This is a genomic window from Acinetobacter bouvetii, from assembly GCF_902753875.1.
Lineage (GTDB): Bacteria > Pseudomonadota > Gammaproteobacteria > Pseudomonadales > Moraxellaceae > Acinetobacter > Acinetobacter bouvetii_A.
On the sequence record NZ_CADDTS010000042.1, the window covers coordinates 102,304 to 125,249 of the forward strand.

13 protein-coding genes are annotated in these 22,946 nt (G+C 41.0%); 8 read left to right on the forward strand and 5 right to left on the reverse strand.

What is annotated here, in order from left to right:
• Window positions 1-15: 15 nt before the first annotated feature.
• The 5 genes from FB6_RS12955 to FB6_RS12975 form a co-directional block, all read right to left on the reverse strand.
• Window positions 16-2,766, reverse strand: a complete 2,751-nt coding sequence (locus FB6_RS12955; RefSeq protein WP_174560374.1) for an NEW3 domain-containing protein — start codon at window positions 2,764-2,766, stop codon at window positions 16-18.
• A 39-nt stretch (window positions 2,767-2,805) separates the two neighbouring features.
• Complete coding sequence (locus FB6_RS12960; RefSeq protein WP_174560375.1) at window positions 2,806-3,300, reverse strand: hypothetical protein; 495 nt, start codon at window positions 3,298-3,300, stop codon at window positions 2,806-2,808.
• 241 nt (window positions 3,301-3,541) lie between these two features.
• Window positions 3,542-8,458 carry a beta strand repeat-containing protein gene (locus tag FB6_RS12965; RefSeq protein WP_254592243.1) on the reverse strand — a complete coding sequence of 1,639 codons (4,917 nt, stop codon included), beginning with the start codon at window positions 8,456-8,458 and terminating at the stop codon, window positions 3,542-3,544.
• A gap of 4 nt (window positions 8,459-8,462) precedes the next feature.
• Window positions 8,463-11,150 (reverse strand): hypothetical protein, encoded by a 2,688-nt coding sequence (locus FB6_RS12970; protein WP_174560376.1) that lies wholly within the window; start codon window positions 11,148-11,150, stop codon window positions 8,463-8,465.
• 19 nt (window positions 11,151-11,169) lie between these two features.
• Window positions 11,170-13,821, reverse strand: coding sequence for a DUF11 domain-containing protein (locus FB6_RS12975; protein ID WP_174560377.1), 2,652 nt, complete (start codon window positions 13,819-13,821; stop codon window positions 11,170-11,172).
• Between the two features lie 788 nt (window positions 13,822-14,609).
• On the opposite strand from FB6_RS12975, the gene ribBA reads away from it, so the two are divergent.
• From ribBA to FB6_RS13015, 8 genes are all read left to right on the forward strand, one after another.
• A complete protein-coding gene (ribBA, locus tag FB6_RS12980; RefSeq protein WP_174560378.1) occupies window positions 14,610-15,731 on the forward strand; it encodes a bifunctional 3,4-dihydroxy-2-butanone-4-phosphate synthase/GTP cyclohydrolase II in 1,122 nt (373 codons plus the stop codon).
• 11 nt (window positions 15,732-15,742) lie between these two features.
• Window positions 15,743-16,213, forward strand: coding sequence for a 6,7-dimethyl-8-ribityllumazine synthase (gene ribH / locus FB6_RS12985; protein WP_174560379.1), 471 nt, complete (start codon window positions 15,743-15,745; stop codon window positions 16,211-16,213).
• 4 nt (window positions 16,214-16,217) lie between these two features.
• On the forward strand, window positions 16,218-16,667 hold the full coding sequence (nusB, locus tag FB6_RS12990) for a transcription antitermination factor NusB (RefSeq protein ID WP_174560380.1): 450 nt from the start codon (window positions 16,218-16,220) through the stop codon (window positions 16,665-16,667).
• An 18-nt stretch (window positions 16,668-16,685) separates the two neighbouring features.
• Window positions 16,686-17,603, forward strand: coding sequence for a thiamine-phosphate kinase (thiL, locus tag FB6_RS12995; protein WP_174560381.1), 918 nt, complete (start codon window positions 16,686-16,688; stop codon window positions 17,601-17,603).
• 22 nt (window positions 17,604-17,625) lie between these two features.
• Window positions 17,626-18,102 carry a phosphatidylglycerophosphatase A family protein gene (locus tag FB6_RS13000; protein WP_174560387.1) on the forward strand — a complete coding sequence of 159 codons (477 nt, stop codon included), beginning with the start codon at window positions 17,626-17,628 and terminating at the stop codon, window positions 18,100-18,102.
• 21 nt (window positions 18,103-18,123) lie between these two features.
• A complete protein-coding gene (glmU, locus tag FB6_RS13005; protein ID WP_174560382.1) occupies window positions 18,124-19,488 on the forward strand; it encodes a bifunctional UDP-N-acetylglucosamine diphosphorylase/glucosamine-1-phosphate N-acetyltransferase GlmU in 1,365 nt (454 codons plus the stop codon).
• 13 nt (window positions 19,489-19,501) lie between these two features.
• On the forward strand, window positions 19,502-21,340 hold the full coding sequence (glmS, locus tag FB6_RS13010; protein WP_174560383.1) for a glutamine--fructose-6-phosphate transaminase (isomerizing): 1,839 nt from the start codon (window positions 19,502-19,504) through the stop codon (window positions 21,338-21,340).
• 66 nt (window positions 21,341-21,406) lie between these two features.
• Window positions 21,407-22,777 carry a phosphomannomutase CpsG gene (locus FB6_RS13015; protein ID WP_174560388.1) on the forward strand — a complete coding sequence of 457 codons (1,371 nt, stop codon included), beginning with the start codon at window positions 21,407-21,409 and terminating at the stop codon, window positions 22,775-22,777.
• Window positions 22,778-22,946: the final 169 nt, after the last annotated feature.

Here is a 22,946-nt window from a genome sequence, read left to right on the forward strand (position 1 = left end):
ATTACTCAATGAATATTAATTATTTACTTTGATTACGAACTCTAATGATGCACTCGTATTTGCTGCAAGCGGAGTTTTCTCTGCGGCGATAGTACCTGTTGAACCGTCAGTTAAAGCTGCAGTTAAAGTGCTTAATGTTGCATTTGTTGCTACTGGAGATGCGCTTGCAATGACTTTTAGCGTTGTATATGCAGGTGTAGCATCACTAATAACAACATTAGTTACATTCGCATTACCTTCGTTTGTAGCAGTAATTTTATACTTCACACACGCGCCTGGCTTAGCATCAACATTATTTTGAGTATAAGAACCTATAACAGCACCAGTAGAACAGTTCGCTAAAGATTGTTCTTTTACTAAACGAACTTGACCAGTTGTAACCGTTGTTAAGTCTGTATTGACGAGATCAGTAACAGACTTACCACCAACTACTGTTGGTTTAATGGTTAATATCACTGCGCTTGGTGTTCCAGCAGTTGCAGTTGCAGGCGCTTGAACTTTGATGAGTAAGTTAACAGATGCACCACGAGCAATGCTTCCGGTTACGGCTGCAAGATCAGTGCCTGTAACTAATTCAGTCGCATCCGCTACGCCATCATTATCTATATCAACAAATAGGCTTGTTACCCAGCCATTTGCAGCCTGATCATTGGTCAATGTAAATGGCAAGCTACCTGATGTAGCACCTTCAATAATGTTACTGTTGTTTGTTAACGTGTGTTTATACACAACGGTACCACCCGGCGCAACCTGACCAGTCCGGTCATTTTGCAAACTCAGTACGCGATTAGTTTCTACGGTTACACGATCAGACATAACATCTGTTAAGCCAGTAGCCGGTGAAGTCACTTTAAAGATAACTTCTTGATCACCCGCTGGAGCATTTGCAGGAGATGTTACAACAGCAACAATTTCGGCACTACCACCACTTGGGATGTTACCAGTATTGGTAATTGGAGCACCTGTTGGATTACCAGAAACATCAGCTAAGTAATATTGAACTGTCCAACCTGTTGGCAATGTAGTTGATGTAGATAAATTATAGTTATCTCCCGTTGCACCTTCATTTTCCACAACTAATGGAAAATTAACCGATACACCTGGCTGGGCTGTTTTAGTTTCAACATATTGCCCCTTATCTTTACCCGATGCATCAGCAATAGCATTTGTAGTGCTGTCAGTTGCATCACCATTATGCAAGTCCACAGTTGCGCGGGTTACATCGTTAATCACCAAGTTTAATGTATCTGTCTTGCTGGCATCAGACTTAGGACTTGTGGTTAAAGTTGCTGTAAGTGCAGTGCTACCAGAGTAATTTGCTGGCAGAGTTACTTTTGCAACAAGATTATAAGTACCACCACTGGCAATCAGTCCTGTACCAACAAATGGTGTTACGCCATCAGCTTGATATAAAGTAACAATACTGCCTGATGGTAAACCACCCGAACCTGCTGTACCTTTATTTACACTTACATTGAACTCTTCTGCAACGTTACCAGTATTGTGAATTACAATTGGCTCGCCTTGACCTGAAGCACCGAATTCAGCAACTTTACCTTGCTTGATTGAAGCAATGACAATTTGGTTATCTTTTGCGGTTGCAGAGGTTTTATCCGCATCTGCGTAAGCATCAGTTTGGTTATCGTTGATTGTACCTTTTTTGATACTTAGTACAGTTACATCAGTCGGGTTAGATGGTGTTTTCCCTTCATCAGTACCTGGACCATCTGGGTCAACATATGCAGTGTTGGTAATGGTACCTGCTGGAGTATTTTGATTGACTTCGACTTTGAATTTCAGCACACCACCACTGTTGGCAACAACAGTAGGAATAACGAATGTAACCGTTCCTGAAGTGAAGTTATATCCGTCTGTATCACCAGTACCGTCATTTAATACAGTACCATTTACAGTTGCAGAACCAGGCACGTAAACCAAACCTGCTGGAATTACGTCTGTAATCGTAACGTTTGTTGCAGTCGTATTACCAGTGTTTTGATAAGCTAAGCTATATTCAACTTCACGTGCCGTTCCGATTGATAAAGTTGCATCTACATTGCTCACACTTGCAGATTTTAATAAGCTAATCACAGCGCCATTGGTAATCTTAACAGTATCAACGTTCCAACGAACTGCATCTCCCTTATCTGTTGCTGTAACTTTATTTATGCCTGAACCAGCTGTTGTTGATGAGCTTCCTGAGCTACCATAAGTACTGGTTGCAGATACAGTTAACTTACCAAGATCACCAGCATTAAGGTTACTGCTTGCAGTAGTTGCTTGCACGATTAAGTTAACAGATTCGCCTGTGGCTAAAGTTACGCTAGTAACAGGCGTCTGGCTATCAGGAATACCATCTTTATTGGCATCAAGATAAACTTTCAATCCGCTGAAATCGTAACCATCTGTAGTGCTATCACGTGTATCGTCGTTTACAACAGCCACGTTAAAGGTATCACTACCATTACCTGTGTTTGTTAATGTATGAGATAACGAAACTTGTCCATTGGCATTGGCCGTTTTAGTTTGATCAGACACCAAAGTAAAACTAGCCACTTGTAAAACAGTTGTTGTAACAATGTTGGAATTTACTTTCTTACTTTCGCCCGTATTATCAGTATAACTTGCAGATGCAACGTTACTAATATTTGTACCCTTAGCTGGCGCCGCAGCATTCGCCGCAGAAGCAAATGCAGCACCGCCAGCAACCAATGCAATGGAAGCTGCTAATTGCGTGAACTTTAAACGTTGTGTTGGATTGGACATTTGGAACTGACCCCTATTGAATTTTCAATGTCTATTTGTTTAATTTTTGGTTTTGTCGCTATTAATTCGTGTTTGAGCTGAAACAGTGACTGATTTCCCTGCTGGAAGCTCTGCAATAGTCCAACGTAAAGCACGATAATCCTTCAGCGGAACATTCACCATTTGGTTACCCTCTTTGCGCTTTAAAGGCATCGGGGCAAAATTTATACTGTCTGTACTTGCTTGTGCACTTTCTGGTTGTGACTTACCCAAAAATTGGGTTTCTACTGGTATTGGTAAAGTCGCTGCCAGGTTTTTAATTTTTCCAGTCGTGTTATTGGTATAAGTTGCCCGATACTCAATGACATCATTTGGCTTAACTTTAGAAACTGGTGTAGCTGTCGGTTTCCCTTTTGCATTTACGCCAATGAGGTAAGTTTTTAGCTCTACTGATACTGGGTCTTTGGAAACTTTTGTTTCAGCACTTGTATTCAAGGCTAAAAGTAAAGCTACGCCCCCAAGCACCCCTATTTTCCATGGACTTTTTACATACATATTTATTACTCCAAAAAACTCAAAACCCCATTTTTTCAGCTACAGTTTCATTTTCAGAAACCATGCTCAAAAACCGATCTATTATTGAGTTTACAAAAATACATCATTTTTATACATTTTTGTTGACATATATCACTCTTTTTTACAAAAAATATGTCACATGTCAACAAAAGCAATTGCCGTACCAAAATTTCTGAATTTTGGGTAATTGCTTTTTGTTGACTTTTTTCTTATTGCAAAGTTATTGTTTTACACAAAATCTCAGTTTTCCTGTCGCCGCAGGACTTAACATCCCACTTAAATTCCATTCCAGTGAATTACCTGAATTATTTGCGTTACATGTATTACCAGCAGGGGTTTCAGTACAAATCATGCTTCCAAAAACAGTCCCTGTAGGTAAACTGTCTTTGATTTTCACGTTTTGAATTTTCTTGGTACTATTATTTTTGTAGGTAATTTCATACTCTAAATTATCTTGCTTAGCTGCCTGATTCGTCATCACAAATGCATTTGTATCAGATGAAGTTGATGGACAACTCGCAACAGCACGAACTTTTTTTGTCAGTGTTAAACCTGCACTACCAATAAGTGTCACATCCTGACGTTTAGTTGTTTGTCCTGAAATCGTTTGTGCCGGATTTGCTAAAGCAAATTGATAACCGGCTTGAAGAGTTCCAATATGCTGTGCGCCAGCAAAAATATTGGTTGGTGCAAATACGCGCTGCACTAGACAGATATCAGTGTTTGGTTGCAATAACACTGAACCAGATACCGTTGGATCAAACACTGTTTCACCAGCATCAACCGTACCGTTACAGTTACTGTCTCGGTAAATCAGAGCCTGCCAAGGTTGATCATTATTTGAGTTTGAATAGCCTTGAATAAGCTGGGTTAACTGAACAGGTGCCTGTGTAGTTAAACGGTGCGGATAATCTGTTACCTCACTTGCAGTAATGGTATGTTGTCCATCTTCAGTTAGTACTACATTCAGGTTGGCATCACCAAAGTTATTGTTTAGATAGCTCGTGGCATTTGTTCTTGGCACAGTAATGGTGTCTGTATCACGTTTATATGTTCCTGTCGTACTCGCTCCACTCACTGAGGTATATTCAGGCAAATTAGTTTGTACTACACAGAATGATGCAGATAACTGACTTTGATCAATATTGAACTTATAATCACCATTTGCATCAGTAGTAGCAGTTGATAAAGTTGTTGAACTACAGTTGGTTAAACGTATTGTATTATTAGCAATACCACTTTCCCCAGCGTCCTGAACACCATTGTATGCCTTACTGGCATCGCCAGTCGTGCCACTATTATCGTTAAAGACGCGACCTGAAATGAGGGTTTGGGCGACTGTTCTAGTGTTGGTATAGGTACATATTGTGATGATGGTATTGTTACTAATGGTGACTGTGCGACCTACCACACCACTAGTTAATGGACTCCCGCCATTACAAGTTGTCGCTACAGTATATTGATTTAAACTTCCATTAATAAAAGTTTCAGTTGGTAATGTAATTACATCACCTGAGTATACCGTTACAATCCCTCCAGATTCCGTGTTGTCTCCACTTGAAATAGAGGTAATGGCAGGGTTATTTGTTCCACCTGTGGTGATTACTTTTATCTGGTCGTTAACTGCAGCATTTTTCCACTCTTTCATTAATTTAATCTGTTGTGGAATACGGCTATTGTTATATATACAGGTAATCAGCTTCCCAGTATCTGCGTCCCCAATGATGAGAGTATTGCTCAGTTTGGCATTTGTTCCAGATAGACTATTTGCTGTTGCCCCACCGTTAGCAGTGCAAGTCAATGTTGCATTGTAGTTATCTTTGTTTATGGTTACAGCTGCATCATAATTTGAGTCACCAGATGTGTAATCATTTAGACCTATTTCCGCGCCTAAAGTCACAATATCACCCACATAGACGGTAATCGCGGTACCAGAATCACTTGAAGTTGGTGCAGTGCTTTTAAACTTAGTCGTATTACTGGTTAAACCCAATGTTGCAGGAATGACCACCACATCACCTGACTTAGCATTTGTCCATGCTTTTGCAAGTTTTAAAGTTGCCGTTTTACGGATATTGGTATATGTGCATGTAATTTCTGTTGTCCCACTAGATGGAAGCAGCAAATTATAACTACCATCGTTATTATTGCTCACAGTTCCTGCTGAACAAGTCGGTGTTGCTACTGCATAGTTGCCATCACCTATATCAATGACTTCTTTTAAAGTCACATTGGTAGAGTTTGCAATCAAAATACTAGCACTATCTGTTTGACTCGCCGCACCTGTCGCAATTGACTCAAGTTTTGCCAAACCAGTTGTGGTATCTGCCGTAATTGTCGCCTTGTCGTACTGCTTAGCATTTGTCCAGGTTTTTTTAATCGTTAAAGTCCGGTCACCTGCTACAACAGAATCAGTATCTTTAACACTACACACCCCTGAGCTAAAACTACGCACAACATTACTTGATAAGCTACCTGTAGTACAACTCGTTCCAGTATTGGTCACTCCAGAAGGTGCTGTGACTGATGCAGTATTATTGGTAGTTGAAGTATTGCCTGTCGATATGGTCGCAGTCACTATGACTTCATAGAACTCATCATTATCAAGTCTTGGTAATGCATATCCACTCTCAAGCTGAGTCGTTGTAGGCGTAGAACTTGGCGTACATTTATTATTGTTTGCATTACTACAGGTCACACTGGTTTTTGATTGATTAGTACCAGCAGCATCAGCCAACGTTGCACCCATTACAGGGGTACTGCCTTTATTGGTGACACGCACCACATAAGAAGTGCTTTGCCCTCTTAGCAATGCCGTCTCATTATTGGTTTTGGTAATATTTAAATCAGTCTGTGGATTAAGTCTGTTCACAAAAGTACAGGTAATATCCGCCCCGCCTGTAATTAAATAGGTCGAAGGAATAGTGAGCACTCTGGTTGAATTGACCAAGCTACCAAAAGTCCCCGTATTCCCTGTTACAAGACTATTGTCATCTCTACAACTGGCTTCTGTTAGGACATAATTAGTGGGTGGTGCACTTTCTGTAATGGTGACATTTGTTCCTTTGGCACTCACGGGTAATGCCGTTGGATTCACTGGAGCAGCAATACCTGCAGTAGATGTACTTATATTATTAAGAGTTCCTGTCAGGTTAGTATTGCTAAACGAGAAGGTTCCTGTTCCACCATAGGATATTTTTTGCACTTTAACAGTCGGTAACCTTGTATTCATGAGGTTACAAGTAATGACAGCCCCTGTTGTGATCCCACTGCGATTAATGGTTAAAGTATTTCCTGAAATAGAGGATGTTACAGTCGCTCCAGCTGCATTTTTACAAACGGCTGTTGAAAGCTCCCAGCTCTGCCCTGTAGGCATAGTTTCCGTAATTACCACATTAGTATTCGTACTACTGATAATAAAAGGCTGTATTCCAGACTTAGTCGTATCACTATCAACCTGAGTTGGGCTTCCTGGCATATCAATAGCTACACTCGCTGAATTTTGCAAAGTGTTGGTCAATGAATAGCTGAATGTTCCAATGCCACTGGTGGTTTCCTTATTTAATATAAGTGTGGCTGCAGCAACTGTGGTTTGTACAGTGCTGCTATTATTTGAAGTATCAATATCCGTATTACCAACAGGCACATTTGCCGATGCAGTATTGGTGAGTATAGCCCCAGCAGATGGTGCAGTTGCCTGAAGAATAACTGTACAGGTTGAGTTCTTAGGGCCGCTAAACGTACCACTGACAGTATTACCTGACGTTGTGGCAGAGCAATTTTCACCTACTGTTGATGGTGTAGCAGAAAGCACAGATATAGACGAAGATGAAAAATTCGCAGGTAATGTATCTGTAAATGTTGCCAATGCAGTTTTGCTAATTGGATTTTCACCCAAATTGGTCATCACCAATTGGTATTGCATAGTACTACCAGTTGCAACCGTTAAAGGATCACTGCTAAATGTTCCTGAAGTCCCTACTCGTTGACTCTTTTTGATTGCAACGTTCATTTGGGTAGGCGCATCATCATCTATAATTGTATATGTAGCCGTACCGTTCCCTGACGACCCACAAACTGATGACGAATATATGTAAAAGTTACTATCATCCCTTTGAATTGTTACTGTAAATTGCTCATCATCTTCCTTCTCATTATCATTAATAATTTCTACAGGAATACTCACTGTATAAGGCGTACCCATTCCATAATCACCTGCTGGAATGGTTTTAGAAAAAGTTTTATTTATGCTGCCATTAATTTTGTAGTCTAAATTGATTTCGGCGTTTTTTGGTGGTGTACCATCATTTACATTAAAAATCAGGGTTAAACCACCCGTAGGAATAATACCCACAATGATAACTTTAATGTCTTGAGGAGTACCATTTTCAGGAACATCATAATTTGCAGAAGCAAATTCAATAATTGGCCTAACCGAAATTTGAATTGCATCTAAAAAATTACCCAGAGAACCTGATGATCCTGAGTCTGCTTTAAAACCTAAAACTGTTTGCCCTGTTGCACCTGTGTAATTAAATGTTCCGCTATAATCTGCCCAAAATTTATTACCACTATAAGTCACAACCCCTGATGACACATTACAATTACCCGAAGCACAACTTAAAATTGAACCATTACCATTTTTAGTTGTTGCCACACTCACAATTGTTTGTGCCCCAGCACGTAAAGACATTTTATCTACATCAGTAGTATTATCACGGCGCGCATTATGGCTAAGTTTCCATGAAATCGGCTCATCCTTGATCAAACAAATATTTTGCTGCATTTCCGAGTATTCCTCAGCATTTAATTCAGCAAATACATTCCCCTGCCTTGCAGGATAGCCGTTGAATCCATGCGACCATAACTCAATCAATTTTCCGAATTGATTACTTGTACTCCCACAACCCCCACTCCCTTGCATACTTCTATGCGTAGTATTCCAACCTGGAACACTTGAGGCATCGACCTGTACATAGCATGCTGTACCTAATGAGTTACTCTCAAAATCAAAATTTAAATAACTACGCTGATAAGCAGCCTGAGTAACAGTAATACGACTGATTAGTACAGCAAACAGAATCAGTAATTTTAAGTAGGTATGATTGAGGATTTTCATCGTGTCTAATTTATTCATTGAATTACTGCCCCACATAGCGCACCCCAAAACTGAATTCATAACTTTGATTTGCAGCCACACTATTTAATATTCCTGAAACCGCGCCGGCATTACCAATTGCGGGAGCTGTCGTACTGTTACATGCTGCACACATAGGCGATCGAGATAAAACTGTATAAACAGGTGTCATATCCCTAAAAGTAAATGCACTACTCAAAGCTGCTGTACTTGTGTTGGTCAAAGTCACCCTGTACAACACACATTGCCCTTGACCACTTGCTTGTTTACCAATATTTAAAGTATTTGTTGTATACGACTCATCAGCTGTGCCATTACAGTCAAAATCACGCGCTTGTAATTTAGTAAGTTTTAATTGTGCTTGATTTACAGTCGTCACATCAGTAATTGAGGCCAGAACCTGACCATTACTGTTATTTGCAAGATTGACGGTGGTGTTATTTGCTTGAGCAATATTATTCGTCACCAGATTTTTAACTTGCAGTAATAATTTCACTTGAGTGTGTGCTGCCAATTTACCTCCAGGTAAATCAGCCAAGTCTTTAATCACCAAATCAACCACATCAAAAATGCCATTTCCATTTACGTCATAGAAAAGTGTGCTATTGAATTCAACCTGATCGTTATTCATAAGGAAGCTATAGTTCCCCGTATAATCAACATCGGTATTATTGGTTAAAAGATGACTATAAATGACTGTACCTAGCGGTGAAACTTGTCCGCGTAAATTCGGTGTAAATTCTACTTGAGCTACAGCATTAACACTTTGAATGGTAATCGCATTTTTCAGAATATCCTGACCCGGATTACTGCTATTATTCCCACTCACAAAACTTGTAGAAAGCACACGGAAATAGATTGGTGTAGTTAAGCTACTGTTCAACTGATCTATTTCCACAACAGCACAGATTAACTGGCTTTCACCATTATTGAGATAACTCGTTTTTCCCGTCTCACTGCCTAAAACACTACAATCTGTACCATTTCCAGCGACATAAAAACGGATACGATTTACACCGTTTGGTAGCGTTAAACTGCTAAAATCACTCGTTGCATTCGCACTAAGTAAATATTCAGCCCCAGCACCTGTATGACTTATTTTTAATGGAAATACAGCTTGCCCACCAGCCACAGAATTGACACTTGTTGACGCAATCACGGTTTTCCATGGGTTGCCAGCATTGTCAACATTCCCATTCCCCAAACCATTGTTTTCAGGGCTATTGGTTAAGTCAACTAAACGAGCTACCGCAGTGGCAAGTAAAACACCCTGATCTTTAATCAAACTTGTTTTGCTAATATCGCCCAGAGACTGCGCCTGAGGTGAAACTTCAAATGTGGTATCAGTGGTTACCGCATAACTACTCGGTAAACGTACTTTGACAATAATAGGTAAATTCACCCCTGCCGATAATAAACCTGTATCGGGAATGCCATCCCCATTACTATCTAATAATGGTGTAGCCCCATCTGCACGATAAAATTCAATTTGGCTGCCCGCAGGAAAAGTACTGGCTGTAAGTGTTAAATTAAATCGATCAGCGCTATTACCCGTATTCCAGACATAGTTATTAAAAGTAAGCACACCACCCTGTGCGGTAGAAGTAGCAATAACTGTAGCGCTATTATTTACATCACTTACGCTACCATTAATTTTGACAGCATAAATTGGAGCAATATTCAGTACAGCTATATTACTTAGATCTGAAATTGTTGCTGTTGTCGTATTATTATCATGATCATATTGGAAATTAACACTATTATTAATTGGACCAGCAGTTGTTTTATTTACTTTAACTTTGAACTCAATATAACCTGTCGCATTTGCTGCAATTGAGTTAATGACTGCTGTTACAGTATTTGATGTAACACTATAGTTAATCCCGGCTGGATCATTACTGCCCGTACTCGGATTGACCGTTACGCCATTCCAGTTTTCACCACTATTTAGTTGATAGACCAGACTGGAATCAAGTGCATCTGTTAAGGTAACAGCACCTGTAGCCGTACTACCTAAATTTTGATAATCCAAACGAACGGTAACAACATCACCATTTGCTACTGTAGTTTGAGAAAACTTTTTACGAACCACCAGAGCAGACTGGTTAGTTACAGTAGCAGTATCAGTATTGGTTTTGGTTCCAGTGGCATTATTTAAAGAGTTTACCGTTAATGTTAATAATCCTTTTTGACTGACAGCTGCCCCATTCGGCACATTTGCTGCCACAATAAGCCCAACCGACTCACTCGCACTTAAAGAATAAGAAGTGATCGCAGCACCATCAGGCAGCCCGTCATTATTTTTATCCAGAAAAATTGAAAAATTACTGTAGTCATAACTGCCTGAAGTATTATTTGTCGCTGCAAATGTGTATTGATCGACTTCATTACCTGTATTAGTCAAAGTATGGTTAAAGTATACCGTTTGACCAGCGATGACATTTTTAGTGTTATCTGCAGTTAAATTAACGGAATAAACAGGGAGAATAGTCGTTTGGACTAAATTGGAACGGCTGACCTGAACAACAGTTGATCCCTCTTCAGTATATTCACCAACTGCCATATTACTAATGATTTGACGCGTAGCAACTGCAGCAAAACTAGACTGTTGTATGCCCAATACAGTTACCAGCAAAACCAATAAAGCAATTATGTGATTGCGGATATTTTCTAATGTATTCATTATATTCATTTTCTAAAATCCGCCCAACTTAAGGTGTAACCTGAATAGAAAAATACAATGCAGCCTGCTCCTGTGGTGCAAGTGCTCCAATATTTCCTGATATTTGCCCCCCACTCACGGTTACAGCCCCCTTACTCACCGAAGGCGGCAAGCTATTGCGCAAAATGCTGTAAGCTGGCACAACATCATTAATCACAACATTTGCTGCTGGTGTTGAACCATCATTCTTGATGGTTAAACGATAAGTTACGCATTGATTTGGTTTAATCGTCAGTGGGTTACTAGCGTAAGCTGCTGTAGCAACATTAATAAGTACGCATGCTTCATCTTTAGCCTGCTCTTTAATCAGACGAAGTTGTGTAGGATCAACTGTTGTTAAATCTGTATTTTGAATTGTTGTTAGGGTTAAACCCTGAATTGTATTTGTAGCTGAAACCACGATATTGGCTATACTAGACATACCATTTGTTGCTGTGAATGGTGCCTGGACCTTTAAAAGCAATTGAACCGAGCTTTGAGGGTTTAAACCGCCCGTTACAGATAAATCAGTCGCAATCGGATCGGTAGAATCGAGTACACCATTATTATTTGCATCGTAATACAGTGTATAAACAAACCCATCATTGATGTTTTGAGGTACTACACTCAGGCTTACCTTGCCACTTGCATCACCTTCAACAAAGGTACCCATATTTTTTAATGTATGAAGATACACAACTGTACCACCAACATTAATGCGTCCTTGCTGATCATTTGCCAAAGTTAATTTGCGTACAGCTAGATCCACTTGATCTTTAATACTGTCACCCTGAGCATTCATCGGTGATTTCATTGCAAACCAAATGGGCAAACTTGATAAAGTGGTATTGGCTGGAACAGTGACTACAGCACAATATTGTTTAGCTGCACCAGCAGCCAAGTTGCCAGTACTACTAATCTCGCCTTGCAAAGCCTGACATGTAGCATCACCATTATAAAACTTCACCACCCAATCTGTGGGTAAAGTCGTATTAATACTATTGATGTCAATCGCTGAACTCGACGCGTACAGATTATAATTATTTGAGACAGTGCTATTGTTTCGAATAACAAGTGGGAAAACAGCATTTGCACCTTTAACAGCATTTTTTACTAATAATGCTTGTCCACCAGAACCGGTAACATTTCCAACACCCACACCTGAATTGTTGCTGTTATATAAATCACTTTCACCCACAGCAACCGTATTCACCAATCGATCACGTGTACTATTTTTTACACTGGTATCGGTAACTGAGGTTGCAGTAATATCAAAATCCATTGTACTTGTTGAAGTACAATTCGATGGGAAATAAACCCCTAATTTAATTCTTTTTGAAGCGCCGTAAGCCAATCCACCAGTATCAATTACGCCATCGCCATTTGTGTCAGTAAGTAAGGTAATACCATCTGCATGATATAAGCGAACTACAGCACAGCTTGGTACATTGCTTTTCACAAAACTTAAATTATAAGTATCGGTTGCTTGTCCTGTATTCCAAACATAGTTATCAAACTGAATTTCTTTTGCTATGCCTCCAAAGGTATTATTTTGGATTTGCAGATTATTCAATCCGCCATTTGGCTCGCCATCATCATTTGCACTGCTCGGATTATAGTTAAGCACAACACCTAAAGTTTGTTGAACGTTAAAAATGACCGTATTCGTTAGCGTATTTTTCAGAATCGCATTTGATGCATTGTATTGTTGGTAATCTGCAGTGTTAGGAATTTTTTCAGCAGCATTAGCATTCACTGTGACTTTAAAACTTACAGTCCCTTTACTTAAAGCTGCCACACTTGCAAGCTCTACATCGACCTGCCCATTAGTCACTTTATATTTTATTGGTGCATTTGCACCTGTTTCTACATCATCGGCATCTGTTAAAAATCCAGAACCATTTCCCCAACTTCCGCTTCCAGATTTATAAGTGACATCTGTGGCTAAGATATCTCGTAGCACCACTCTTGCCGCTGCAGTACCTGTATTGTTATAAGCCAAGGTATAGGTAATTTCTGTGCCCGTTTTACCAGTACTGATATTTTGTGATTTCGTGACTTGAATAACCGCATCATCAACAACTTTGGCCGTGTCACTTACCGTCATGGCAATCGTATTGTCATGTTGACTTGTTGCCGTTAGAGTAAAATTAGCAACATTATTTGCACTCACATTTGTAGGAATACTCCCCACTACGACCAATGAAGCAAATTCACCAGCTTCCAGGCGAACACTTGTGCCGGAATTAAGTAAATTATTATTATCATCAGGCTCGCCATTCTGATCGCGATCGATATAAGCAGCTACATTGTCTAAATTAAATTGATCATTCGATAACTGGGTGAGGCTTAATTTATAATCGTCTGCAATATTACCCGTATTTGTTAAAACATGCGGAAAATTAACCTTACTGCCAATCGTGCCAATATTTTGTTGATTACTTTGCAACGTTAATGAGTAAATAGGCTGAACAGTTAAAATAACTGCGTTTGAATTAATAACCTGTAGATGACCTTGCTCATCATAAAAGTCGCCACTTGCAATATTTGTAATACTCGTTCCAGCTTTAGGCTGAGCAAAAACCAAAGCACTATAAAAACCAATCAATAAACCAATCAATGTTATTCGTGAAACAGCACTTTTTTTGAAATAATTTATCATTCTTGATCCTACAAACATGCAATGTGCATAAATTTCCACCTAAATGATTAAAAATAATACTACAAAAAAACACATATAAATACAAAAATAACCAACCAGTTAACACTTTTTTTAAAAAATTAAATTAATTTTACATTTGTTTTGAATTTCGTGTCCCTGAATGCACGATTTAAATAAAATACGACACCCCCTACCATTTCAAAATCCGTGCATGGTGCTTCAGACAGAGCAAAAAATAGAAAGCCTCAAAATTTAATCATGAAAAAATAGACAGCCTTTTTCCCTGAGAGGAAAGTGCAGTTAATATTCAACCTGCAACTGTCTGCAAAATCAGCTGATATGTCGTGATTAATTTATTGACAGGTGATTTCTGTTTTTACGTTCTTTATGGACAAAATTATATTTGTTTTAAAATAAAGGCCTGCTCATCTTCAGGAAAATCATCAGGTACGAGTTGAGGGCAAAATTTTAAATATCCTTCACATGTCTCATTCAAAAAATCCTTGATCAAAAGATTCTTTTTTCTCTTATGACTGTTAAAAATCACCTAAATCAGCATCTTTTTACATATGCTTGTCATTATTTATGTATTTCAACTGCTTAAAGATTCAGCATAATCGCTATTTTTTAAAATAAAGTCCCCTTTTCAAGTTTACGGTGACTGTGTATAACAATGAACCGGTGAGGGAAACCAATAAGCATAGGCAAACATCGTAAAAAAACGGTAGACTATGCAACAATCAATGCAATCAGAATGTCATTTGAGACAAACAAGAAGGTGAAGGCTGATGCCGCTCAATACAGTTGAAGAGCTTGTAGCAGATATCCGTGCAGGAAAAATGGTTATCCTGATGGATGATGAAGATCGTGAAAATGAAGGCGATTTAGTCATTGCTGCAACACACGTGCGTCCTGAAGATATCAACTTCATGATTACACATGCGCGCGGACTTGTTTGCCTAACCTTAAGCCGTGACCGTTGCCAACAGTTAAATCTTCCTCTTATGGTCGATGCCAACGGCGCACAGCACGGTACTAACTTCACCCTGTCTATTGAAGCCGCTAAAGGTATTACCACAGGTATTTCAGCTGCAGAACGTGCACATACCATTCAGACTGCGGTTGCTGCACATGCCAAACCGGCAGATATCGTACAACCGGGCCATATCTTCCCATTGATGGCACAACCCGGGGGCGTATTACACCGCGCAGGCCATACCGAAGCCGGTTGTGATCTTTCACGTTTAGCGGGCTTAGAACCTGCTTCTGTCATTTGTGAAATTATTAATGAAGATGGCACCATGGCGCGCCGTCCCGATCTTGAAGTATTCGCAGAAAAACATGGTCTAAAAATCGGGACTATTGCAGACCTAATTCATTACCGCATGACCAATGAGCAAACGGTTGAACGTCTGGATCAGCAAACCATCAACACAGAATATGGCAGCTTTGAACTGTTCCGTTATCGTGAAATTGGTAACCCGGATATTCATTTGGCACTGGTCAAAGGCGAGCCTAAAGATGGCATCACTACCGTTCGTGTACATGGTTTTAGCCCGGCACGTGACTTGCTCAAAATTAATAAACAAGATGGCGAACCGGCCTGGAATCTCGACAAAGCACTAAAAGAAATTGCATCTAGCGAGCGTGGTGTTTTAGTCTGGATTGGTCAGCGCCATTTACAAGATTTAGGTCCGGCACTCGAAAGCTTGACTGCACCCAAACCAACCAAATCAAGTGCTGCACTGTCTCAACAGTATCAAACCATTGGTGTAGGCGCACAAATTCTACGTGATTTAGGTGTTGAGAAAATGAAACTGCTCAGCTCTCCGTTACGTTTTAACGCATTATCAGGTTTTAACTTAGAAGTGGTGGAATACATCACCGCAAATCAAACTACAGAGAAATAATCGAGGTTGCTATGGCAGTTCGCCGTATTGAAGGTATGTTACATCTCGCGAGCGAAGGCCGTTACGCGATTTTAGTGGGTCGTTTTAATAGTTTTGTTGTCGAACATCTATTAGAAGGTGCAATTGATACATTGAAACGTCATGGTGTATCAGAGGATAATATCACTGTTGTTCACGCACCTGGCGCTTGGGAACTACCTGTCGTTGCTAAAAAACTGGCAGCTTCAAATGGTTTTGACGCTATTATTGCACTTGGCGCAGTGATTCGTGGTAGCACGCCTCACTTTGATTTTGTTGCTGGTGAATGTGCCAAAGGTTTAGGCGTGGTTGGCCTGGACACAGGCTTGCCAGTGATCAACGGTGTATTAACTACGGATAGTATTGAACAAGCGATTGAACGCTCTGGAACAAAAGCAGGTAATAAAGGTGGTGAAGCTGCCCTTACTGCAATTGAAATGGTTAACTTGTTAAAGGCTATTTAACGCTATGTCGCAAACACTTCAAGCAACTTATGCAGCAAAACGCAAAGCACGTCGTTTTGCTGTACAAGGAATTTATGAATGGCAGATGAGCCACAATCCGGTACATGAGATTGAAGCACGTACACGTGTGGAAAATGCCATGCACAAAGTGGATCTAAGCTATTATCATGAATTGTTGACTCAAGTGGTTGCCAATCATGAAGCATTGGATGCGCTCTTAATCCCTGTGCTGGATCGCGAAATTGACGCGCTTGACGGCGTTGAACTCGCAACCCTTCGTCTGGGCGCCTATGAATTGAAAGAACATCTTGAAATTCCATATCGCGTGGTTCTGGATGAAGCGATCGAGCTGGCTAAACATTTTGGCGGTGCAGATAGCCATAAATACATCAATGGTGTATTAGATCGTTTAGCAACCAACTTACGTGCAGCAGAAAAGCAACAAGCCAACTAAGTAAAGTAGATTTGTTGTATGGCTGAGTTTTCGATCATCGATACCTATTTTAACCGTAAGACTTCGACGTCTGTCGATTTAGGTGTCGGTGATGACTCGGCCTTGCTCACCCCTCCTCCCCAGCAACAACTGGTGATTTGTACCGATACGCTGGTTGCAGGTCGTCATTTTCCTCTTGATACCCATCCTCATGCCATTGGCTGGAAATCCGTTGCGGTCAATTTATCTGACATTGCAGCCATGGGTGCCAAACCACAAAGTATTCTTTTAGCATTGAGCTTACCCCAAATTGATCATGACTGGCTCGCAGGCTTTAGTCAGGGTCTATATGATTGTTGCGATCAATTTGGGGTCTGTTTAATTGGTGGTGATACCACGCAAAGCCCTCATCTCACCATCAGTGTGACGGCGCTGGGCTGGGTTGACACAGGCCAAGCTGTGACACGTTCAGGCGCGCAAGTCGGCGATTATGTCTGTGTCAGCGGTCAAGTCGGCGATGCCGCTTTTGGTCTGGCCCATTTGGACCATCCCCTGCAAAAACGTTTAGACTATCCAACACCTCGTTGTCAGCTCGGGCAACAGCTGAAAGGTTTAGCTTCAGCCATGATTGATGTCTCTGACGGCTTGGCTCAGGACTTAGGACATATTTTGCATGCATCTAAAGTGGGTGCAGAAATCGATTTAGATCAACTCCCTATCGACGACCATGTAAAACAATTACAACAAGAATCCCAATGGCAGTATGCACTCGCGGGTGGTGATGACTATGAGTTATGCTTTACAATAAGCCCGCAGAATTATCAAAATCTTCTGCAACTAGAATTAGATGTAAACATTCATAAAATTGGTCAAATTACTGAGCCACTCGGGCTACGTTACAAAAACTACGGCGTTGACCACATATTAAAATTTCAGGGATATCAGCATTTTGCATAAACCAGCCATTAATTTTAAACAAATGTCATGGGCCAACAGAATAATCGCATTCTGTGGCGTCGGCTTTGGTTCTGGTCTTGCTCCCAAAGCACCGGGAACATTTGGCTCTGCGTTTGCTTTATTGTTTATTCCTGGTTGGCTTGCAATTGGATTTATCAACTCCATTATTGTCATGATCATCATGTCAATTGTCGGCATTTTTATTTGTGGTCAAACCGCGAAAGTCATGGGCGTGCATGATGATGGCCGTATTGTTTGGGATGAATTTGCCGGGCAATCGATTACCTTTCTGCCACTGATTTATTTTGCACAAATGAGCTGGCTTTGGGTCTTGATTGGATTTGCCCTGTTCCGTTTATTCGATGTCTGGAAACCATGGCCTATTCGCGTCATCGATCGTCAAGTCGGTGGTGGTTTCGGTATCATGTTTGACGATATTATTGCAGGCCTTTGGGCTGCAATCTGTATTCTCGTGTACCTCAACATTTCAATGGCTTAAGCCAAGTTTTTAAGGTGTATTATGTCAACTTCTGTGATTATTCTTGCTGCAGGTAAAGGAACCCGAATGCGTTCTAGCTTACCTAAAGTATTGCAGCCGCTCGCAGGACGCCCACTACTCGGCCATGTCATTGAAACAGCCAAAAAACTCAATGCAGCAAATATTATTACCATTTATGGACACGGTGGTGATCTGGTTCAGCAAGCCTTTGCTCAGGAAAATGTGCAATGGGTTGAACAGGCTGAGCAGTTAGGTACAGGTCATGCGGTCAAAGTGACTTTACCCGTGTTACCTACTGATGGTGTATCCCTGATTCTTTCCGGGGATGTACCCTGCATTAGTCAAGCAACTCTGGATAAGCTGTTAACTGTTTCACGTGAAACAGGAATTGGCCTGGTGACCTTAACTTTGGCAGATGCAACGGGCTATGGCCGAATTGTCCGTGCAAACAATAAAATTCAGGCCATTGTTGAGCATAAAGATGCCAGCGACGAACAACGTCAAATCAAGGAAATCAACACCGGCATCTATTGCGTCAGCAATGCCAAATTACATGAATGGTTGCCTAAACTCAGCAACAACAATGCGCAAGGTGAATATTACCTGACAGATATTGTTGCTATGGCGATCGCAGATGGCTTGGAAGTTGCATCTGTTGAACCAGAACGTGCCTTTGAAGTTGAAGGCGTGAATGACCGCATTCAACTGGCTGCTTTAGAGCGTGAATTTCAAGCTTATCAAGCCAAACTGCTGATGCAGCAAGGCGTGCACATTATTGATCCAAGCCGTTTTGACCTGCGTGGTAATCTTACAGTTGGCCAAGACGTGTGCATCGACATCAACGTGATCATCGAAGGTGATTGCGAACTGGGTAACAATGTTGAAATTGGCGCAGGTTGCGTAATTAAAAACACCAAAATTGCAGCCGGTACCAAAGTTCAACCTTACAGCATCTTCGATCAGGCTGTTGTTGGTGAAGATACCCAAATTGGCCCATTTGCCCGTTTACGTCCGGGTGCGAAACTGGCTGCCGAGGTGCATATCGGTAACTTCGTGGAAGTGAAAAACTCCAGCATTGGTCTAGGCTCTAAAGCCAATCACTTTACTTATTTAGGTGATGCTGAAGTGGGTGCAGGTTCAAATATTGGTGCCGGCACTATTACCTGTAACTATGATGGCGCGAATAAATTTAAAACCATTATTGGCAATTCCGCTTTTATTGGTTCGAACAGCTCGCTGGTTGCTCCGGTCAATATTGGCAACGGTGCGACTGTCGGTGCCGGTTCTGTGATTACCCGTGATGTTGCAGAAAATAGTTTAGCCTTTGAACGCTCAAAACAAGTAGCGAAAGAAAACTATCAACGCCCCCAAAAATTGAAAAAATAAGAGGATTATAACGATGTGCGGAATTGTCGGTGGCGTTGCTGAACGTAATATTAGCAATATTTTAATTGAAGGCTTAAAACGTCTGGAATATCGTGGCTATGATTCGGCCGGTGTTGCATTAATTAACGGTGGCCAAGTCTTGCGCGAACGTCGCGTAGGTAAGGTCATCAATTTAGAACAGGCTGTAAGTGAAGCAGATATTCAAGGCTCACTAGGTATAGCGCATACTCGCTGGGCAACCCATGGTAAACCGACTGAAAACAATGCCCATCCGCATATTTCAGGAACCGTGGCTGTAGTGCATAACGGGATTATCGAAAACTATCAAGAACTGAAAGATGACCTTGAAGCATTGGGGTATGTGTTTACTTCACAGACCGATACTGAAGTGGTTGCTCATTTGGTCAATGATGCCTTGAAATCCACTTCTAGCCTTTTAACTGCCGTACAACAGGTGGTTCCACAGCTCAAAGGGGCTTATGCGCTGGGTATTGTCCATACAGATCATCCGGATGAATTGATTACCGTACGTGAAGGCTCACCTTTAGTCATTGGTGTAGGCATTGGCGAAAACTTTATCAGCTCGGATCAACTGGCACTATTACCCATTACCAACCGTTTTATCTATCTGGAAGAAGGTGATATTGCCCGCTTAACCCGCAATAGCATTGAAGTTTTTGCTAATGGACAGCTGGTCGAGCGCCCGGTAAAAGAATTAGATGCAACGGTGAGCAATGCCTCTAAAGGTGAATACAAACACTACATGCTCAAAGAAATTTATGAGCAGCCTGAAGCAATTCAGCAGACCATTTCCCAGGCATTGAATGGAAATAATTTACGCGAAGATTTCCTGAAAAATGCTGTTGCAGATTTTGAAACGATTCAACAAGTGCAAATTATTGCCTGTGGAACCAGCTACCATGCCGGCATGATTGCCAAATACTGGTTTGAACAACTGATTGACCTGCCCTGCCAGGTAGAAATTGCCAGTGAATTTCGCTATCGTACCCCAGTGATTGTCAATAATACGCTGTATATCTGTATTTCCCAATCAGGTGAAACAGCTGATACTCTGGCGGCTCTGCGAGATACACAAAAACGTGCACTGACGAAGAATTTAAACATTACCACCATGACAGTATGTAATGTGGCTACATCTTCCATGGTCCGTGAGACCAATCATAGCCTGCTGACACTTGCTGGTCCTGAAATTGGGGTAGCTTCAACCAAAGCTTTTACCACTCAGCTTGCAGCCTTAATGTTACTTGTACTTAAAATTGGACAAGTCAAACAAACTATCTCGGATGAACAGCTGTCAGCGATCATCACGGATTTATGGCACACTCCAAAAGTGATTTTAGATACCTTACAGCAAGATAAAGATATTCTGCGTCTATCTGAGCTGTTTGTCGAAAAGCAGCACTGCCTGTTCTTGGGTCGTGGCACTGAATTCCCGATCGCCCTGGAAGGCGCCTTGAAGCTGAAAGAAATTTCCTACATTCATGCTGAAGGTTACGCAGCGGGTGAACTGAAACATGGTCCCTTGGCACTGGTAGACAATGACATGCCTGTAGTGATTCTTGCACCCAAAGATGACATGCTCGACAAGCTCAAATCCAACATGGAAGAAGTTCAGGCCCGTGGTGGTGAACTGTTTGTCTTTGCCGATGAAAACAGCGGCATTAAAGGCAAAGACCGTCAACATGTGGTTCATGTACCAACTATCAGCCCAACACTGGCTCCAATTGTGTACAGTATTCCTGTACAGCTGCTTTCATATCATGTTGCGGTCCTGCGCGGTACAGATGTGGATCAGCCTCGTAATCTGGCGAAGTCGGTTACTGTTGAGTAAAGATTGAAATGTATGAAAGGCTGGTTAAAACCGGCCTTTTCTTTAGAGAAAGAAGGGGATAAGAAAATGACATCACTGACGTGTTTCAAAGCCTACGATATACGCGGCAAACTTGGCACAGAACTCAATGAAGAGATTGCATATAAAGTGGGTCGTGCTTATGGTCAAATCTATCAACCGAAAACCATTGTGGTTGGTTGTGATATTCGCCTCAGCAGTGAAGGACTCAAACAAGCAACCATTCGCGGTTTGAATGATGCCGGTGTCAATGTACTAGACTTAGGCATGACCGGCACGGAAGAAGTCTATTTCGGCGCCTTCCATTTAGATGTACAAGGTGGTATTGAGATCACTGCCAGCCATAATCCCATGGATTATAACGGCATGAAACTGGTTCGTGAAAATGCCCGCCCAATCAGTGCAGATACAGGTCTAAAAGAGATTCAGGCCTTGGCAGAAAGTAATCAATTTACAGAGGTTGCCACTAAAGGTACCACTCAAAAATATAACATCCTGCCTGAATTTATCGAGCACTTGATGACTTATATTGATCCTGCGAAGATTAGCCCAATGAAGCTCGTGGTCAATGCGGGTAATGGTGCTGCAGGACACGTTATCGATGCCATTGAAGAAAAGTTTAAAGCACTGAATGTTCCACTTGAGTTCATTAAAATCCATCATGAAGCAGACGGTAACTTTCCAAATGGTATTCCCAATCCACTCTTGGTTGAAAACCGTGACAGTACACGTCAGGCTGTAATCCAGCATGGCGCTGATATGGGGATCGCTTGGGATGGTGACTTTGACCGCTGCTTCCTGTTTGATGAAAAAGGCCAGTTTATTGAAGGCTACTATATTGTCGGTCTGCTTGCTCAAGCCTTTTTACTGAAACAATCTGGTGAAAAGATTGTGCATGACCCACGCTTGGTCTGGAATACTTTAGATATTGTAGAACAATACCAAGGTACCACCGTTCAATCTAAATCAGGGCATGCATTTATTAAAGATGTCATGCGTGAACATAATGCGGTTTATGGCGGAGAAATGAGTGCACATCATTACTTCCGTGATTTTTCCTATTGTGATAGCGGTATGATTCCTTGGTTATTGGCTGTTTCTGTCTTATCGGAAACAGGGAAATCTTTATCTTCTTTGGTTGAAGATATGATTGAAAAATTCCCATGTTCAGGTGAAATCAACTTCAAAGTGAAAGATAGCCAATCCACTATCCAAAAGATCTTTGATCACTATGCAGCACAAAATCCTGAGATTGATAAAACTGACGGTGTCAGTCTTGATTTTGGCGCTTGGCGTTTAAACGTACGTTCATCAAATACTGAGCCTTTACTGCGTTTGAATATTGAAAGTCAGTCAGGTAAAAATCCTCAGCCTATTCAATACTATGTTGATGAATTAACACAATTGATTGAAGCCTAAACCTCAATTAAAAAAAAGGAGCATAAGCTCCTTTTTTAATGTCTTAGATTAGCATTTGAAGTGCAACACCATGTTCTTGGAATAATACCTGACTCGGGCTTCTAAATCCGAGTCTTTTTCTTGGGCGATGATTCAAACGTTGAGTGATTTCTGAAATATAAGCATCCGA

What these genes read in the sequence shown, in the direction of transcription:
- FB6_RS12955 (WP_174560374.1), bottom strand. Translation starts at nt 2,766, where the DNA reads ATGTCCAATCCAACACAACGTTTAAAGTTCACGCAATTAGCAGCTTCC.
- FB6_RS12960 (WP_174560375.1), bottom strand. Translation starts at nt 3,300, where the DNA reads ATGTATGTAAAAAGTCCATGGAAAATAGGGGTGCTTGGGGGCGTAGCT.
- FB6_RS12965 (WP_254592243.1), bottom strand. Translation starts at nt 8,458, where the DNA reads ATGAATAAATTAGACACGATGAAAATCCTCAATCATACCTACTTAAAA.
- FB6_RS12970 (WP_174560376.1), bottom strand. Translation starts at nt 11,150, where the DNA reads ATGAATATAATGAATACATTAGAAAATATCCGCAATCACATAATTGCT.
- FB6_RS12975 (WP_174560377.1), bottom strand. Translation starts at nt 13,821, where the DNA reads ATGATAAATTATTTCAAAAAAAGTGCTGTTTCACGAATAACATTGATT.
- ribBA (WP_174560378.1), top strand. Translation starts at nt 14,610, where the DNA reads ATGCCGCTCAATACAGTTGAAGAGCTTGTAGCAGATATCCGTGCAGGA.
- ribH (WP_174560379.1), top strand. Translation starts at nt 15,743, where the DNA reads ATGGCAGTTCGCCGTATTGAAGGTATGTTACATCTCGCGAGCGAAGGC.
- nusB (WP_174560380.1), top strand. Translation starts at nt 16,218, where the DNA reads ATGTCGCAAACACTTCAAGCAACTTATGCAGCAAAACGCAAAGCACGT.
- thiL (WP_174560381.1), top strand. Translation starts at nt 16,686, where the DNA reads ATGGCTGAGTTTTCGATCATCGATACCTATTTTAACCGTAAGACTTCG.
- FB6_RS13000 (WP_174560387.1), top strand. Translation starts at nt 17,626, where the DNA reads ATGTCATGGGCCAACAGAATAATCGCATTCTGTGGCGTCGGCTTTGGT.
- glmU (WP_174560382.1), top strand. Translation starts at nt 18,124, where the DNA reads ATGTCAACTTCTGTGATTATTCTTGCTGCAGGTAAAGGAACCCGAATG.
- glmS (WP_174560383.1), top strand. Translation starts at nt 19,502, where the DNA reads ATGTGCGGAATTGTCGGTGGCGTTGCTGAACGTAATATTAGCAATATT.
- FB6_RS13015 (WP_174560388.1), top strand. Translation starts at nt 21,407, where the DNA reads ATGACATCACTGACGTGTTTCAAAGCCTACGATATACGCGGCAAACTT.